General features: G+C 67.5%; 15 protein-coding genes. 3 read left to right on the top strand and 12 right to left on the bottom strand.

Annotated features, from left to right (window positions below; all coding sequences use genetic code 11):
• Nucleotides 1-32 precede the first annotated feature (32 nt).
• The 7 genes from BLS50_RS15510 to mltG all read right to left on the bottom strand — a co-directional run bounded on the left by BLS50_RS15510 (nt 33) and on the right by mltG (nt 6,135).
• On the bottom strand, nt 33-1,205 hold the full coding sequence (locus tag BLS50_RS15510) for a mechanosensitive ion channel family protein (RefSeq protein WP_006478610.1): 1,173 nt from the start codon (nt 1,203-1,205) through the stop codon (nt 33-35).
• An 89-nt stretch (nt 1,206-1,294) separates the two neighbouring features.
• A complete protein-coding gene (locus tag BLS50_RS15505) occupies nt 1,295-1,651 on the bottom strand; it encodes a Rap1a/Tai family immunity protein (RefSeq protein ID WP_011549636.1) in 357 nt (118 codons plus the stop codon).
• 121 nt (nt 1,652-1,772) lie between these two features.
• Nucleotides 1,773-2,483 carry an ankyrin repeat domain-containing protein gene (locus tag BLS50_RS15500; protein WP_006478608.1) on the bottom strand — a complete coding sequence of 237 codons (711 nt, stop codon included), beginning with the start codon at nt 2,481-2,483 and terminating at the stop codon, nt 1,773-1,775.
• Between the two features lie 43 nt (nt 2,484-2,526).
• A complete protein-coding gene (locus BLS50_RS15495) occupies nt 2,527-3,306 on the bottom strand; it encodes a TatD family hydrolase (protein WP_006478607.1) in 780 nt (259 codons plus the stop codon).
• 141 nt (nt 3,307-3,447) lie between these two features.
• On the bottom strand, nt 3,448-4,476 hold the full coding sequence (locus tag BLS50_RS15490) for a DNA polymerase III subunit delta' (protein WP_027808042.1): 1,029 nt from the start codon (nt 4,474-4,476) through the stop codon (nt 3,448-3,450).
• A 19-nt stretch (nt 4,477-4,495) separates the two neighbouring features.
• The gene (gene tmk, locus BLS50_RS15485; protein WP_006478605.1) at nt 4,496-5,116 is read right to left on the bottom strand and encodes a dTMP kinase; all 621 of its coding nucleotides are present in this window, start codon (nt 5,114-5,116) and stop codon (nt 4,496-4,498) included.
• On the bottom strand, nt 5,116-6,135 hold the full coding sequence (mltG, locus tag BLS50_RS15480) for an endolytic transglycosylase MltG (RefSeq protein ID WP_074802568.1): 1,020 nt from the start codon (nt 6,133-6,135) through the stop codon (nt 5,116-5,118). The genes tmk and mltG overlap by 1 nt, the downstream gene beginning before the upstream one ends.
• A 77-nt stretch (nt 6,136-6,212) precedes the next feature.
• On the opposite strand from mltG, the gene ygfZ reads away from it, so the two are divergent.
• On the top strand, nt 6,213-7,247 hold the full coding sequence (gene ygfZ / locus BLS50_RS15475; protein WP_011694302.1) for a CAF17-like 4Fe-4S cluster assembly/insertion protein YgfZ: 1,035 nt from the start codon (nt 6,213-6,215) through the stop codon (nt 7,245-7,247).
• 76 nt (nt 7,248-7,323) lie between these two features.
• The gene (locus tag BLS50_RS15470) at nt 7,324-8,169 is read left to right on the top strand and encodes an NRDE family protein (RefSeq protein ID WP_006478602.1); all 846 of its coding nucleotides are present in this window, start codon (nt 7,324-7,326) and stop codon (nt 8,167-8,169) included.
• Nucleotides 8,170-8,185: 16 nt separating this feature from the next.
• Here the strand turns inward: BLS50_RS15470 and BLS50_RS15465 are convergent, their stop codons facing one another.
• The 5 genes from BLS50_RS15465 to BLS50_RS15445 all read right to left on the bottom strand — a co-directional run bounded on the left by BLS50_RS15465 (nt 8,186) and on the right by BLS50_RS15445 (nt 12,383).
• Nucleotides 8,186-8,632, bottom strand: a complete 447-nt coding sequence (locus tag BLS50_RS15465; RefSeq protein WP_074802818.1) for a GNAT family N-acetyltransferase — start codon at nt 8,630-8,632, stop codon at nt 8,186-8,188.
• Between the two features lie 41 nt (nt 8,633-8,673).
• Nucleotides 8,674-9,633: an alpha/beta hydrolase gene (locus tag BLS50_RS15460; protein WP_074802567.1), complete on the bottom strand. Its 960-nt coding sequence runs from the start codon at nt 9,631-9,633 to the stop codon at nt 8,674-8,676.
• Nucleotides 9,634-9,801: 168 nt separating this feature from the next.
• Nucleotides 9,802-10,281, bottom strand: a complete 480-nt coding sequence (locus BLS50_RS15455) for a PaaI family thioesterase (protein ID WP_006483907.1) — start codon at nt 10,279-10,281, stop codon at nt 9,802-9,804.
• Nucleotides 10,278-10,592, bottom strand: a complete 315-nt coding sequence (locus tag BLS50_RS15450; RefSeq protein WP_012328683.1) for a Dabb family protein — start codon at nt 10,590-10,592, stop codon at nt 10,278-10,280. The genes BLS50_RS15455 and BLS50_RS15450 overlap by 4 nt, the downstream gene beginning before the upstream one ends.
• 312 nt (nt 10,593-10,904) lie before the next feature.
• Complete coding sequence (locus tag BLS50_RS15445) at nt 10,905-12,383, bottom strand: sensor domain-containing diguanylate cyclase (RefSeq protein ID WP_074802566.1); 1,479 nt, start codon at nt 12,381-12,383, stop codon at nt 10,905-10,907.
• An 897-nt stretch (nt 12,384-13,280) separates the two neighbouring features.
• On the opposite strand from BLS50_RS15445, the gene BLS50_RS15440 reads away from it, so the two are divergent.
• Nucleotides 13,281-15,422: a glucosidase family protein gene (locus tag BLS50_RS15440; protein WP_074802565.1), complete on the top strand. Its 2,142-nt coding sequence runs from the start codon at nt 13,281-13,283 to the stop codon at nt 15,420-15,422.
• Nucleotides 15,423-15,475: the final 53 nt, after the last annotated feature.

Genomic DNA, 15,475 nt, shown 5'->3' with positions numbered 1-15,475 from the left:
AACAGGGAATGGCAGCAGGCGGCGGCCCGCGTTCAGCGGCCGTCGACGGCCTGCGGGTCGGCTGCGGTGTTGGCCGCCGTGCTGGCGGCGGGCGACCGCGCGTGCGGCCGTTCGGGATTCGGCGCGTCCGGCGCGGATTCGTGCGGATACAGTTCCATCCGGCTGCGCGGCAGGCACTGCGGATAGCGGTGCTGCAGATACGCGATCAACCCTTCGCGCACGCGGCAGCGCAGATCCCAGCACGACGACGAATCGGCCGCGCTGACGAGCGCGCGCAACTGCATCGTGCGTTCCGTCGCATCGGTCACCTGCAGCACCTGCACGCGACCGTCCCACTCGGGCGCGGCGTGGACGAGCCGCGCGAGTTCCTCGCGCAGCGGCGCGAGCGGCGTCCGGTAATCGACCGACAGGTAGACGGTGCCGATGATCTCCGCGCTGCTGCGCGTCCAGTTCGTGAACGGGTTCTCGATGATCCACTGCAGCGGCACGACGAGGCGCCGCTGGTCCCACAGCCGCACCGACACGAACGAGCCGGTGATTTCCTCGATGCGCCCCCACTCGCCCTGGATCACGACCACGTCGTCGAGCCGGATCGGCTGCGTGAGCGCGATCTGCAACCCGGCGATCAGGTTGCCGAGCACCGGCCGCGCGGCGATACCGGCGACCAGCCCTGCCACACCGGCCGATGCCAGCAGGCTCGCGCCGACCTGGCGCACGTTGGGGAACGTCATCAGCGCGGCGCCGGTGCCGATGATCACGATCAGCACCATCACGGTCCGCACGAGCACCTTGGCCTGTGTATGGACACGCCGTGCCTGAAGGTTGTCGGCCGTGTCGATCGGATGGGCCTGGATGATCGCGTCGCCGACGCCGGCCGCGAGCCGTACCAGCAGCCACGTGAGCGACACGATCGAGCCGACCGCGGCCGCGGTGCGCATGCCGCGCACGAACGACATGCCGTCGTCCGCCTGGACCCACACGAATTCGAGCGCCAGCAGCGCCAGCACGACGAGCGACGGCTTGTCGATGTAGCGCAGGATCGCGCTCATCAGCGGATACGGCTGCGCGATGCGCTTGACGATACGTGCGCCGAGGCGGTGCACGACCGCAACGACCAGTATGACGATGACCGACACGCCCAGCGTGCCGAGCCACGAATGCAACGGCGCATCGGCGATGCGCTGCAGTTCCTCGATTGAAATCATCGGCGCCCTCGAGTGATGAAGCGCACAGGCTTCGTCCTGGATGCGTCGGCGACGTCCGGGCCATGCATGCGCCCGGACACGGCGTCAGATCAGTTGCCGTTCCTGCAGGGAAACGCCTTGCCGAGACCGAGCGACACCGCGGTGCTCGCGTTGTAGTCGGCCAGCTTTGGATTCTCGGCGATGTACTTGCGCACCGCGTCCGTCATCTGTTGCGCCCGGATGTCGGGCGGCAGGCAGAAGTACTGGCCGACGCGCGGCCCCGTGGTGCCGCCGATCGCATCGATCGTGTTGTAGACGCCGTCGGCGGCGCCTTCGATATAGGCCGCGCACGACGCCCGCGACTTGACGTCCGTCTTCGCGCACAGCCGGTCGAGATCCGCGCCCGTGAAAGCCGCCGCCGACAACGGCACGGCAAACGCCGCGGCACAAAACATTGCGCGCAACATGGTGTTCCTTCTTATGTCAATGCGGCCCGAGACCGCCCGCTGCCCTGGCTGGTGCGGCGCCGGATGCCCGGCGCCGGCCGGAAGCCGGCCCGGCGGACAGGCGCCGCCGCACCAAAAAACGTTATTTTGCACTCTTTTGCGCATCTGCCGGCGTCGCCGCACCGATACGCGTCGTCCGCTTGCTCAGGATCTCGATCGCGTCCGGCGCGTTGTAGTGCTTCGCGAACTCGAGCGCGGTGATGCCGAGCTGGTTCTTCACCTGCGGATCGGCGCCCTGGTCGAGCAGCAGCGTGACCGTCGACGCGTGGTTGCCGCGCGCGGCCATCATCAGCGGCGTCGTGCCGTTCGGCGATGCGGTGTCGATGTACGCGTCGTGGTCGAGCAACACCTTGACGACCGCGTCCTGGCCGTTGGTCGCCGCGTAATGCAGCGGCGCCCAGCCCTTCTTGCTGACTTCCGCACCCTTGTCGATCAGCAGCTTGACGAGCCCGAGGTCGCCGTTCAGCGACGCGAGCATCAGCGCGTTTTCGCCGGCCTTGTCTTCCTTCTCGAGATCGACGTTCGGCGTCGTGGCGATCGCGGCCGCGACCTTGTCGGATTTCTCGCGCGCGGCGATCACGAGGATCGGGTCGCCGTTCGGCGCGAGCGTGTTCGGATCGAGCTTGCCGCTCTTGAGCTGCTTGCCGATATCGGCGATGTCGTCGAACTTGACGGCCTTGACGATCGCGTCGAGCGACTCGGCGTGCGCGCCGGCGGCGGCGAACAGCCCGCTCGCGACGAATGCGGCGGCAACGAGTGCGCGTTTGGGCAGATGGTTGGTCGGCTTCGTCATTGTTGTGGGCTCCTTCCCTGGGTTGTCGGCTGCGCGCCCGTCGTTAGCGGGCGATCTTGAACAGCCGGAAAAAGTTCTGCGTCGTCGCATCGGCGAGCGCCTCGACGGCGACACCGCGCTCGGATGCGATAAAGCGTCCGACATGGCTGACGTACGCAGGTTCATTCGGCTTGCCGCGATACGGCACCGGCGCGAGGTACGGCGAGTCGGTCTCGATCAGCAGCCGGTCGAGCGGCACGCGCCGCGCGACGTCCTGCACGTCGGTCGCGTTCTTGAACGTGACGATTCCCGACAGCGAGATATGGAAGTTCTGCGCGAGCGCCTGCTCGGCGACCGGCCACGGCTCGGTGAAGCAGTGCATCACGCCGCCCGGCACGTCCGCGCGCTCCTCGGCCATGATCCGCAGCGTGTCCTCCGACGACGAACGCGTGTGGATGATCAGCGGCTTCATCGTCGCGGTCGCCGCGCGAATGTGCGTGCGAAAACGTTCGCGCTGCCATTCCATGTCGGCGATCGAGCGGCCTTCGAGACGATAGTAGTCGAGGCCGGTTTCGCCGATCGCGACGACCTTCGGGTGCGCGGCCAGCTCGACCAGCTCCGCGAGCGTCGGCTCGCGCATGTCCTCGTGATCGGGATGCACGCCGACCGATGCGTACACGTTGTCGTGCGCTTCGGCGATCGCGAGCACCTCGGGCAGCGTCTCGAGATCAACCGACACGCACAGCGCATGCGTGACGTCGTGCTCGCGCATGTTCTCGAGAACGGCCGGCAAGCGGTCGGCCAGGCCCTTGAAATTGATGTGGCAGTGAGAGTCGACGAACATCGTGTTTCCTGAATACGTGAGACGGGCGCTCATGCGCCCGCCGGCATGCGGCACCGGGCAAGGTGGGCGGGCCGGCCGGCCACGGTCGCGCCCCCGCGTGATCCGCTCATCGTTTCGCAACCCATTGGAAACAATGCCGGATCAAGCGAATATTTCCCGATATCCGAGAAACAATTCCTCGAATACGAGCCGCGCGTTGAGCGGATGGTTCTCGACCGTCCGCTGCCGCGTCACGGCTTTCATGAAGCGCGCGAATGCGTTCGCGTCGACCGCTTCCGCGCAGCGCGCCAGGGCCGCCGCGTGCGTCGGGAAGTAGCGCGGCGCGCCGGCCATCCGCTGCGCGAGCAGATCGTACAGCCAGCGCTGCAGCCAGCCGAGCACCAGCGGCACCGGCAGCTTCTGCAGCGTCTCGCCGCAGGCGAACGGATCGCAGGCCGCACCGGCGGCCAGTTGCCCGAGCGTGTAGTCGCGCAGCGGGCGGTTCTCGTCGCTCGCGAGCGCCAGCGCGGCGAGCGGCGCGCCACCGGCTTCGGCGAGCAGCGCGCTGGCGTGGTCGACACCCTGCGCCGCGAGCCACGCGGCGGCGGCCTCCGGCGCCGGCACCGTCATCGGCCACTGACGGCAGCGGCTGATGATCGTCGGCAACAGGCGGTCGATGCGCGCCGACACGAGCAGGAACACGACGCCGGCCGGCGGCTCCTCCAGCGTTTTCAGCAACGCGTTCGATGCAGCGACGTTGAGCGCCTCGGCCGGATACAGCACGACGACGCGCGCGCCGCCGCGGTGCGAACCGACCCCGCAGAAGTCGAGCAGCGCACGCACCTGCTCGATCTTGATTTCCTTGCTCGGCGCACGGGTCTTCTTGCCGCCTTCGTCCGCGTCGGCCGGTTTCGCGTCATCGGCCGCGCCCGGCGCCTCGCCCGCCAGCGCCTCGGGCAGCACGATCCGGTAATCGGGATGGTTGCCCTGCGAGAACCAGTTGCAGGCCGCGCAGGCGCCGCACGGCTCGCCGTTCGGCTGCGGCGATTCGCACAGGAAACCCTGCGCGAGATGCTGCGCGAACTGCAGCTTGCCGATCCCGGCCTGACCGTGCAGCAGCAGCGCATGCGGCCATTGCGCGCGCAGTTGCTGCAGGCGGTTCCAGTCGTCGGTTTGCCACGGATAGATCATGTGGTGCGTTCCTTGCGGGTTACAGCGCGGCGAGCACGCGTTCGAGCTGCTGGCGGATCTCGGGAATCGATCGCGTCGCGTCGACGATCGCGAAGCGGTGCGGCGCCTCTTCCGCGCGCCGCAGGTATTCGGCCCGTGTACGCGAGAAGAACGCGTCGGACTCGCTTTCGAACTTGTCGGGCATGCGCGCGGCGCCGCGGCGCTCGCTCGCGACTTGCGGCGCGACGTCGAACAGCACCGTGAGGTCGGGCTGGAACCCGCCCTGCACCCAGCGCTCGAGCGTCTCGAGCTTGTCGCGCGGCAGCCCGCGGCCGCCCCCCTGGTACGCGAACGTCGCGTCGGTGAAACGGTCGGACACGACCCAGTCGCCGCGCGCGAGCGCCGGCTCGATCACGAGCGCGAGGTGCTCGCGCCGCGCGGCGAACATCAGCAGCGCCTCCGTTTCGAGATCCATCGGCTGGTTCAGCAGGATTTCGCGCAGTTTCTCGCCGAGCTGCGTGCCGCCCGGCTCGCGGGTGACGACCACTTGCCGGCCGGCCGCCGCCAGCCGGCCCTGGAGACGTTCGCAGAACCATTGCAGGTGGGTGGTCTTCCCCGCCCCGTCGATGCCTTCGAACGTGATGAATTTACCGCTCGCCATTATTGACCTCGTATGTATTTATCCACGGCCTTGTTGTGGTCGCCGAGCGTATCCGAGAACACGCTCGTGCCGTCGCCCTTCGCGACGAAATAGAGCGCGCTCGTCGGGGCCGGATTGATCGCCGCCTGCAGCGCGGCGATACCCGGCAACGCGATCGGCGTGGGCGGCAGCCCGCGTCGGGTGTAGGTATTGTAAGGAGTGTCGGCCTGCAGGTCGCGCTTGCGCAGCCGGCCGTCGTACGCGTCGCCGAGCCCGTAGATCACCGACGGATCGGTCTGCAGCGGCATGCCGATGCGCAGCCGGTTCGCGAACACGGCCGCGACGAACGCGCGGTCCGCCGCGTGGCCGGTTTCCTTCTCGACGATCGACGCGATCGTCAGCATTTCGTAAGGCGTCTTGTACGGCAGCCCCGGCGTGCGCGCGGCCCACGCCTCGTCGATGCGCGTCTGCATCAGGCGGTACGCGCGCCGGTAGATGTTCAGGTCGCTCGTGCCCTTGTCGAACAGGTAGGTATCGGGGAAGAACAACCCCTCGCCGCTGCCGCGCTGCACGGCGCCGTCCGACGCGCCGATCGCGCGCAGCAGCTCGGCGTCGCTCATGCCGGCCGTCGCGTGCGCCAGATCGGGGTTCGCGTCGAGCTCGGCGCGCATCCGCTTGAAGGTCCAGCCCTCGATGACCGTCGCGACGTACTCGTTCACGTCGCCGCGCGCGATCTTCTGCAGCACGTCGTACGGCGTGATGCCGGTCTTGAATTCGTAGTTGCCCGATTTGAGCCGGCTCGACAGCCCGAGCACGCGCGTCATCGCGACGAACGCGAACGGCTCGACCGGCACGCCGCCGCGCTTGAGCTGCAGCGCGACGCTCTTCACGCTGCTGCGCGGCTTGATCGTGACGTCGAGCGATGCCGAGCCCAGCAACAGCGGCCGGGTTGCCCAGTAATACCCGCCGCCCGCGCCGGCAGCGGCCACGACGACGGCCAGCGCCACGATCGTCGCGGCGCATTTCTTCAGTAGGGACATGGAAACGTGACTCAGGTAAGACCCATATAATACTTGCTCGCCTCCGTCAAAGTCAGGGTTGACTGTTCCCTCATTCCATGAGCACACCGTTCGCTTCACCGGCTGCCCAGGCCGCATCTGCCTCGCTCCCCGTTTTCCCCCGCCCGTCCGCCGCCGATTTCGATGCGCCGGCCGCCTGCATGCCGCTGCCGCAGTTCGGCGTGATCGACGTGGCCGGCGACGATGCCGCGACGTTCCTGCACAGCCAGCTCACCAACGACATCGAGCATCTCGATGCCGGCAGCGCCCGGCTGTCCGGGTACTGCTCGCCGAAGGGCCGCCTGCTCGCGTCGTTCCTCACGTGGCGCGCCGGCCACGATGTGCGCCTGCTCGTGTCGAAGGACGTGCAGCCGGCCGTGCAGAAGCGGCTGTCGATGTTCGTGCTGCGCGCGAAGGCGAAGCTGACGGACGCGAGCGACACGCTCGCGGTGGCCGGCTTCGCGGGCGACGTGCGCGACGCGCTGTCCGGCATCTTCGATGCGCTGCCCGACGGCGTGCACGTAAAGGTCGACGGCCCGGCCGGCGCGCTGATCCGCGTGCCCGATGCGGCCGGCCGCAAGCGCTATCTGTGGATCGGCCCGCGCGCCGAGGTCGACGCGCGCCTCGCCGCGCTGGCCGGCACGCTGCCGGTCGTGTCGCCCGCCGTGTGGGACTGGCTCGACGTTCGCGCGGGCGAGCCGCGCATCACGCAGCCGGCCGTCGAACAGTTCGTACCGCAAATGGTCAACTTCGACGTGATCGGTGCCGTTAACTTCAGGAAAGGGTGCTACCCGGGCCAGGAAGTGGTGGCGCGCAGCCAATACCGCGGCACGATCAAGCGCCGCACCGCGCTCGCGCACGTCGCGGGCGAAACCGATACCGTGCATGCCGGCGTCGAGTTGTTCCACAGCGACGACCCCGGCCAGCCGTGCGGGATGATCGTCAACGCGGCAGCCGCGCCGGCGGGCGGCGTCGACGCGCTCGTCGAGATCAAGCTCGCCGCGCTCGATGGCGGCACGGTGCACCTCGGTTCGGCCGACGGCCCGGCGCTCGCGTTCGACGCGCTGCCGTACGCGTGGCCGACCGAAGTCTGATGCACTGACAACCCGTTCGGGCGCCGGCTCGCGAGTCGCAGCCGGCGCCCGACGTTTCCTGCGAGAGATTCGCCCGATGTGTCTGATTGCCTTCGACTGGCAGCCCGATGCCGCCGCCGGTCCCGTCTTTACCCTCGTCGCGAATCGTGACGAGTTCTTTCGCCGGACCAGCGCGCCGCTCTCGTGGTGGGAGGACGTGCCGGGCGTACTGGCCGGCCGCGATCTCGAAGCGGGCGGCACGTGGCTCGGCGTCTCGCGCGACGGCCGTTTCGCCGCGCTGACCAACTACCGCGCGCCGTTCGACATCCGCGCGGGCGCACCGACCCGCGGCAAACTGGTCTCCGACTTTCTCGGCGGTACGCCTGTCGCGCCGCTCGACTATCTCGCGCAGCTCGCCGAGCATGCGGCCGTGTACAACGGCTTCAACCTGCTCGTCGGCGACTGGCGCCGCCGCGAACTCGCGTGGTTCTGCAACCGCGCCCCCGAGGGCGAAAGCCGTGTCGCCGCGCCCGTGGCGATCGCGCCGGGCGTGCATGCGCTGTCGAATGCACGGCTCGATACGCCCTGGCCGAAAGTGGTGCGCAAGCGCGCGGAGCTCGGCACGCTGCTGACCGACAACCCGACCCCGTCGCTCGACGAACTGATCGCGCTGCTGCGCGACCCGCACGTCGCGGACGACGATGCATTGCCGCACACGGGCATTCCGATCGAGCGCGAGCGCGCGTTGTCGGCCGCGTTCATCGAGACGCCTGAATACGGCACGCGCGGCACCACCGCGCTGCGCGTCACGATGAAGGAAGGCGTGCGGCTGACGGTGGAGGTCAAGGAGCGCAGCGACGACGACGGCTCGCACCGCACCGTCCGCCCGGGCGCGTTCGAGCGCGCGTTCACGTTCGATATCGACGCGGCGCGGCCGCGCTGAGCGCACACGTGGCGCGCTACGGCGCGCGCGCCATCTCGACGTGCGGCACGCCGGCTTCGACGAACGGTTCGCCGACCGCCGCGAAACCGTGCCGTAGATAGAACGACACCGCCGAATCCTGTGCGTACAGCCGCACGACGGCTTCGCCGCGGCGGCGCGCGGCGTCCAGCAGCGCATTCAGCACGGCCGACCCGACGCCCTGCCCGCGCATGTCGGCCAACACCGCGACGCGGCCGATCGTGCCGGACGGCAGCAGCCGCCCCGTCGCGACCGCGCGGCGCAGGCCGGTCGCCGCGTCGGTCCGGTAAGCGACCGCATGCAGCGACAGCGGATCGTCGTCGTCGAGCTCCCATTCCGGCGGAATCTGCTGCTCGCGCACGAACACCGCATCGCGTATCCGTGCTGCGTCGCCGCCCAATACCGTCCAGTCGCCCGTTTCCACCCCGCCCGCGCCATTCGTCATCGCCATCCTCCCGCGGCGTGCGCGCCTTCGGGCGCTCGCCGTCAAACGTCGTCGAATGCAGCCTTCAGCGCCGCGACCGCATCGGCATGCGCGGCCCGCACCTCCGGCACGTAGCCGCCCATCTTGAAGAATTCGTGGATCATCCCCGGATAGCAGACCAGCGTGACCGCGTTGCCGGCCGCGCGCAACTTGTCCGCGTATGCGGCACCCTCGTCGCTCAGCGGATCGTATTCGGCCGTCGCGATCCACGCCGGCGCGACACCCGCGAACGACGGCGCATCGCGCGTGCCGTCGAGCGGCGCGAAACGCCAGTCGTCGCGATCGGCCCGATCGCGCACGTACTGCGCGAAGAACCACTGGATCGTGTCCTGCGTCAGCAGGTAGCCGCTGGCGAGCCGCGCGTGCGACTCGGTGTCCTGGTAACGCGTCACGCCCGGATAGATCAGCAGTTGCAGCGCAAGACGAATGCCCGCGTCGCGCGCGAGCACCGCGCAGACCGTCGCGAGCGTGCCGCCCGCACTGTCGCCTCCGACCGCCAGCCGTGCTGCGTCGATACCGAACGTGGCGGCTTCGCGATGCAGCCACTGCAATGCGTCGTCCGCGTCGTTCACCGCAGTCGGAAACCTGTGTTCGGGCGCGAGCCGGTAGCCGACCGACAGCACCGCGCATTGCGCATCGTGCGCGAACATCCGGCACAGCGCATCGTGCGTGTCGACGCTGCCGACCGTGAAGCCGCCGCCGTGGTAGTAGACGAGCGCGGGCAGCGGCTCCGCCAGGCTCGGCGCGACCGGCAAGTACAGCCGCGCACCGATCGTGCGGCCGTCGCGCGTCGGCACGACGCATTCCTCCACCGAATGCATCGGCGCCGGCGCGACGTCGAGGATCGGCGCGCTCTTCTCGTACGCGGCGCGCGCCTGCTGCGGCGTCTGATGGTGATACGACGGACGTTTCGCGCGCTCGATCATGTCGAGCACCTGGGCGATCTTCGGATTCAGCGGCATCGGTGTGGACGGCGCCGGCGTGGCGCCGTGAACGGACAAAGCGGACAAGCGTGACATGATGCCACGCGGGGGCCGGACCGGCGCGGCGCACGGTGTGCCGGCATCCGGGCTGCAAAACGGAACGGCCCTGCCTCATCAACGAGACAGGGCCGTGCATGGCCGGTGTGTTTACGCGTCGCTCGGGCCGGGTTGCGCGTCCGGCGCCGTGCGCGAGCGTTGCCGCTTGATGTCGCGGCCGACCGCGAGCCGCCGCATGTACTTGAACGTACCGAGCGCCTTCGCGACGAAATTGCCGTCGCTGTCGCGCACTTCGCCTTCGCAGTAGGCCATCGTCGTCGAGCGGTGCATCACGCGCCCGTAAGCGCGCAGCTCGCCGCGGCCCGGCTGCATGAAGTTCACCTTCATCTCGACCGTGACGACACCGACGCCGTCGTCGGTCAGGCTGCGCGCCGCCATCGCAAGCGCGATATCGGCGAGCGTCATCGTCACGCCGCCGTGCGCGATGCTCCACGTGTTCATGTGGCGCTCCTCGAGCGGCAGCACGATCTCGCTCGCGCCATCCTTCGCGGACACGAGCTGCACGCCGAGCAGATCGACGAACGGGCTTTCGATCGACGGGCCTTCCGTCGGGGTTGCCGCGTCGCTCATCGTGCGACGTCGACGATGTAGTCGACGCATTCGCGCGATTCGGCCACCGCGACGACGAATTTCTTCACTTCCTGGTGAACCGGGTGCACCTGGTACGCGTCGAGCGCGGCCTTGTCGGTGAAATCGGAGACGAGCACGATGTCGGCGGTCGCATCGAGGCCCGGCGTCGCCAGGCCGACGTCGATCTGCAGGGTGCCCGGCACGAGATCGCGGCAGCCTTCGAGCTTTTCCTTCAGCTTCAGCGCGTTCTGCGCACGCGTCGCGCCTTCGGCCGATTCCTTCAACTTCCACATGACGATATGTCTGATCACTTCGGTTGCTCCTGTTCGTGTTGGGTTGGCGATTGGCCTGAACCCTTGCCAGTCGGGCACCTTGCGCCCGCCTGCCGTTCGCTCTCGTTTGATCGACATCGCACCCTGTCGAGAAAAGCGGGCATCGCTTGAAATCTTCCGGCACGATACCCGCTTTTTTCATCGCGCCACTTACCGACATCAAGATCCGACAAGCGAAGGCAGGCGACAAGCCTACCAAACTTACCGACGGCAATGGACTGTTCTTGAGGTGCGTCCGTCAGGTTCGGTCACCGCTGGCATGCGTCTGACGGCACGCACGATGCAGCCCCCTCACTCCGCCGGCTGCAACGCCGCAACCTTGTTCCGCCCGGTCGCCTTCGCGTAATACAGCGCCTCATCAGCCGCCTTGATCACGGCATCAGGCTGCCCTTCCTGATCGGGCGTCCAGCTCGCCAGGCCAATGCTCGCGGTAACACGCCCGTATTCGCTGCCAGCGTGCTCGAGGGCCAACTCGTCGATGGCCGCACGAATCCGCTCGGCGATCTGCGCCGCGCCGGTTTGCGACGTGTCGGGGAGCAACACGACGAACTCCTCCCCGCCATAACGAGCCGCCGTATCGGCCGGCCGGCGAATGTTCTCGCCGATGCACCGCGCGACAGCCGCCAACGCATCGTCCCCGGCCTGATGACCGTACGTGTCGTTGTAAGCCTTGAACCGGTCCACATCCACGAACAGCAGCGAGAAAACGGAACGCGCACGCCGGGCGCGACGCCACTCGTTGTCCAGTACCTCGCCAAAGCTGCGGCGATTGCTCAGGCCGGTGAGACCGTCCGTCCGGGCGAGCAGCACGAGTTCCGACTCGGCTCGCATACGCCGCCGCAGCTGCGAACCGAGCAGCAGCGACAGCGCGATGAACGCCACCCCGAACGTCGCGACCAGTCCGCCGATCGTGATCGCACGTTGCCGCCAGGCGGCGTAAATGTCCTGCTCGGCCTCCGCGACCATGATGATCAGCGGCAGTTTCGGCAAATGCTTGAAGTAGTAGAGGCGGCGCACGCCGTCGATCGATGAGGTTTCAGAGAAGGAGCCCTCTCGCGCGGTCTGAAACCGCCGGAACGTTGCGGCCTTGCTGAGGTCGCGGCCGATGGTATGCACATCGTACGGCTGACGCATCACCATCTTGCCGTCTTCGCCGATCAGCGAAATCGAGCCATGTTTGCCAAGCGAAAGCCCGGCGAAGAGCTGATGAAAATATTCAAGATTGACCGCGATAACGGCAATGCCGCCAAACGATCCATCGGGGTTCGAAATCCGCCGCGTGAGCGCGATACTGAGCTTTCCCCCACGCAAACGGGATACGAATGGGTCACTGACATAGAGTCCGACGTTCGGATTGTCGCGGTGGATCGTGAAGTATCGGCGATCGGCGAAATTGCCCTTGCGCGGCTCGTCATAGCCCGAATCCAGGACGATATTGCCGCCTGCATCCATCACGAGCATCGAACCGAGAAATTCCGCGGTCATCGCGTGATCGAACAGCACGGCACGGCGCAAGCTGGGCGAAGCGTCCATCACATCGCGGCGCTGCAACCCATGGATGACCGCCTGCAAAGACAGGTCGTACAACTCGAAATTGCGTTCGATGTCGCGCTCGGCGACAAGTCCGAGGTTGCGTGACGTTTCCCTTGCACGCTCCATCGCGTCGTCGCGGCTCTGCAGGAGTTGCAGCACGCATAGCGCCATGAGCGCGCACGCGATCATGGAAGCAATTGCCACGATGACGTAAGGGGCAGTCCGACGGGGGTGCATGGGTCTCCTCACTGGGAATGAGCGCCCCTCCCGCCGAGCGCAGATTGCTCATACTAAATCAGTTGGGCCGATATTCGCGCTCACTGCGATTGGAAGGGCTCCGCCGTGCGCGATTATAAATACCGAGTGCGAGAAATTGCCCGCTCGTAGCGGGCTTCGGGCGACGGATCGGCCACGAACGAGCCGCGCGAGCTTCGCGTTCTCTTCGGCAAGCGGCTTCTGCCGGCGCGGCTCCGAAGGCGACGGCCCGCCGTACTGCGTCCGCCAGCGCCCGTTAGAGATCTGGCGACGATGTCTCGCCGTGCGGGTATGCGCAGGAACGCGGCTTGCTGGGCTTCGCCCGCGCCGTGTCTTGCATGCCGGCCTGTCACGACAGAAACCGACACAACGCGGTGATTCGTTTCCGGTCCGGCATCAATCCCCGGCCCGATAGAGCATTGCCGATCGTCTTGTCACCGGCTATCTGGAGCGCGTTAATTCCGATTCGTTAAATCGCAAGTTTTACCGGAGAGACGAGTAATAATTGCGACCAATTTTTCAATTCAATATTTGAAAACCAAAACATTATTGACTTCGACTTTCCCATAAATTTAGAATCGCCTACGACGGCTTACGTATCGTTTTCCGCGCCGCTCCGGATTCGCCACTCATCTGCGCGAATGCCCTTCGCATCGGCCTTCCCGCATGGCATCGCCGCTCGCCCCTGTCGTTTTCAGCTTTCGGCATTTATCAGCCATTCGGTTATTTTCCAACCCATTTTCCTTTCTAAGCAGCGCGCCACCCCGACTCATTCCAGCCATTCGCCAGGAATGAATGCAATACAGAATCAAACGGACCCAAGATCCGCCGATCACGACACCAGATAAAAAATCGCCAGTCATCAGGAGGGACATCAACATGCATCGCCTTGCGAAGTCGCTGTGTCTCGGGCTCGTCTGCGCCGGCCTGCTGTCGGCCTGCAACGACGACGACGTCAAGTCCACCACCCCGCCATCGAACACCGCCGCGTTGTCGTTCCGCATGGACACCGGCGGCCAGATAAACGCGTTCTACCGGCAGGACAAGGTCGCCGCGCACCTGCTGGTGCGCTCGTCGACGAAGCCGCGCCTGCTGGTGGTTTTCCCCGCCGGCAACAGCGGCACCGGGCTGTGGTTCGACGACACCGCGCAGCCGGTGAACTGGACCCTCGACACGCCGCCGTCGGCGCTGTCGGCGCCGGACACGCACGGCCGCCCGCTGTACGGCATCGGCGCCGACGTGTCGGTCGACACCGGTACGCTGACGATCCGCCAGGGCGTGCTCAGCAACGTGCGCTTCCTGCGCGACTTCAACGGCGGCGCGACGATCCCGCAGCAGATCCTCACCGCGCCGACGGTCCAGGGCGGCACCGCGCAATGGCAACGCGACCGGCTCGACGGCGCGCCCGGCTATGCGCTGCGCATCACGCTGCGTGACGGCGGCAGCATCGCGCCGGCAGCCGGCGGCAAGCTCGTGCTCAACGCACCCGCGGGTTCGCACACGCTGAAGCTGCACATCGATGCACTGTCGGGCGAGACGCCGCTGTCGCCGATCACGCACGCCGACCTGTTCGCGCCGTCGGTAAATCCCGACCCGGTCAGCCAGAACGTGCTCGAATTCCTGAGCTTCAACGACAAGCTGCTGGCCGGCTCGTGGCAGTACGACACGTACTTCGGCCGCGACACGCTGATCTCGGTCCGCATGCTGATGCCCGTGCTCGAACCGGCCGCGATCGAGGCCGGCCTGTCGTCGGTGCTGAGCCGCCTGTCGGCGGATGGCAAGGTCGCGCACGAGGAAGGCATCGGCGAATTCGCGCTGGTCGACAACCAGAAGAACGGGCGGCCGAACGATGCGACGCCGACCTACGACTACAAGATGATCGACAGCGACTACCTGCTCGCGCCGATCGCGGCCGCGTGGCTGATCGACGATACGCGCGGCCAGGCCCGCGCCGCCGCGTATCTGGCGCAGCGCGGCAGCGACGGGCAGACCAACGGCAGCCGCCTCGTCGTCAATCTGCTGCACGTCGCGACGACCGCGCAACCGTTCGCGCAGCAGCCGTCGGTCGCGAACCTGATCCACCTGCGGCCCGGCGAAATCGTCGGCAACTGGCGCGACAGCACCGACGGTCTCGGCGGCGGCGTGTACCCGTACGACGTGAACGCGGTGCTCGTGCCGGCCGCGCTGCGCGCGGCGAACGCGTTCCTCGCCCGCGGCCTGCTCGATCCGTACCTCGATGCCCAGCAACGCGCGATGCTCGCCAACACGGCGAACGAGGCGGCCACGTGGGAAATGCAGGCGCCGCCGCTGTTCCAGGTCAGCGTGCCGGCCGCGCAGGCGGCCACCGACGTGTCGGCCTATGCGCCATCCGCTGGCGTGCCGGCCGGCGCCGCGCCCAACGCACCGCTGGCCTTCTACGCGCTGTCGCTCGACCAGCAGGGCAACCCGATTCCGGTGATGAATTCGGACGGCGGCTTCGCGCTGCTGTTCGGCACGCCGCCGGACGATCAGCTCCAGCGGATCGTCAGCGACGTCACGCGGCCGTTCCCGACCGGGCTCGTGACGGATGTCGGGATGCTGATCGCGAACCCCGCGTATGCGAGCTCGTCGCTGTGGCCGAAGTTCACGAGCTCCGCGTATCACGGCACGGTGATCTGGTCGTGGCAGCAGGCGATGTGGGTGGCCGGGCTCGATCGGCAACTGGCGCGCCAGGACCTGACGGCCACGACGCGCACGCTGCTCACGCAGGCGCGGCAGACGATCTGGCAGGTGATCTCGAACGGACGCGACATGCGCACGTCGGAAATGTGGACGTGGTCCTACGTGAACGGCAAGTACCAGACCGACGCATTCGGCACGCGCAGCGCCGATGCGACCGAAGCCAACGCGGCGCAGCTCTGGAGTACGACGTATCTCGCGATCCGCGATCCGCAGCAGCGCGCCGGCAAGTACTGGTGGCAGGCGTCGCAGTCGATGCAGGACGACCAGTCGAAGCAGGCGACGGCGGTGGCGTCGCGCTAGCGCGTCGCCGCGCGTGAGCAGGCCGACACCGACACCGGCCCGCAAAAGCCCGG

The sequence above is a fragment of the Burkholderia orbicola genome (genome assembly GCF_900100915.1).
Lineage (GTDB): Bacteria > Pseudomonadota > Gammaproteobacteria > Burkholderiales > Burkholderiaceae > Burkholderia > Burkholderia orbicola.
The sequence above is the reverse complement of the archived record's forward strand: the minus strand, read 5'-3'. Positions and strand labels throughout refer to the sequence as shown.

What these genes read in the sequence shown, in the direction of transcription:
- BLS50_RS15505 (WP_011549636.1), bottom strand. Translation starts at nt 1,651, where the DNA reads ATGTTGCGCGCAATGTTTTGTGCCGCGGCGTTTGCCGTGCCGTTGTCG.
- BLS50_RS15495 (WP_006478607.1), bottom strand. Translation starts at nt 3,306, where the DNA reads ATGTTCGTCGACTCTCACTGCCACATCAATTTCAAGGGCCTGGCCGAC.
- BLS50_RS15510 (WP_006478610.1), bottom strand. Translation starts at nt 1,205, where the DNA reads ATGATTTCAATCGAGGAACTGCAGCGCATCGCCGATGCGCCGTTGCAT.
- BLS50_RS15470 (WP_006478602.1), top strand. Translation starts at nt 7,324, where the DNA reads ATGTGTCTGATTGCCTTCGACTGGCAGCCCGATGCCGCCGCCGGTCCC.
- BLS50_RS15500 (WP_006478608.1), bottom strand. Translation starts at nt 2,483, where the DNA reads ATGACGAAGCCGACCAACCATCTGCCCAAACGCGCACTCGTTGCCGCC.
- BLS50_RS15460 (WP_074802567.1), bottom strand. Translation starts at nt 9,633, where the DNA reads ATGCCGCTGAATCCGAAGATCGCCCAGGTGCTCGACATGATCGAGCGC.
- mltG (WP_074802568.1), bottom strand. Translation starts at nt 6,135, where the DNA reads ATGTCCCTACTGAAGAAATGCGCCGCGACGATCGTGGCGCTGGCCGTC.
- tmk (WP_006478605.1), bottom strand. Translation starts at nt 5,116, where the DNA reads ATGGCGAGCGGTAAATTCATCACGTTCGAAGGCATCGACGGGGCGGGG.
- BLS50_RS15490 (WP_027808042.1), bottom strand. Translation starts at nt 4,476, where the DNA reads ATGATCTATCCGTGGCAAACCGACGACTGGAACCGCCTGCAGCAACTG.
- BLS50_RS15465 (WP_074802818.1), bottom strand. Translation starts at nt 8,632, where the DNA reads ATGACGAATGGCGCGGGCGGGGTGGAAACGGGCGACTGGACGGTATTG.
- ygfZ (WP_011694302.1), top strand. Translation starts at nt 6,213, where the DNA reads ATGAGCACACCGTTCGCTTCACCGGCTGCCCAGGCCGCATCTGCCTCG.
- BLS50_RS15445 (WP_074802566.1), bottom strand. Translation starts at nt 12,383, where the DNA reads ATGCACCCCCGTCGGACTGCCCCTTACGTCATCGTGGCAATTGCTTCC.
- BLS50_RS15440 (WP_074802565.1), top strand. Translation starts at nt 13,281, where the DNA reads ATGCATCGCCTTGCGAAGTCGCTGTGTCTCGGGCTCGTCTGCGCCGGC.
- BLS50_RS15455 (WP_006483907.1), bottom strand. Translation starts at nt 10,281, where the DNA reads ATGAGCGACGCGGCAACCCCGACGGAAGGCCCGTCGATCGAAAGCCCG.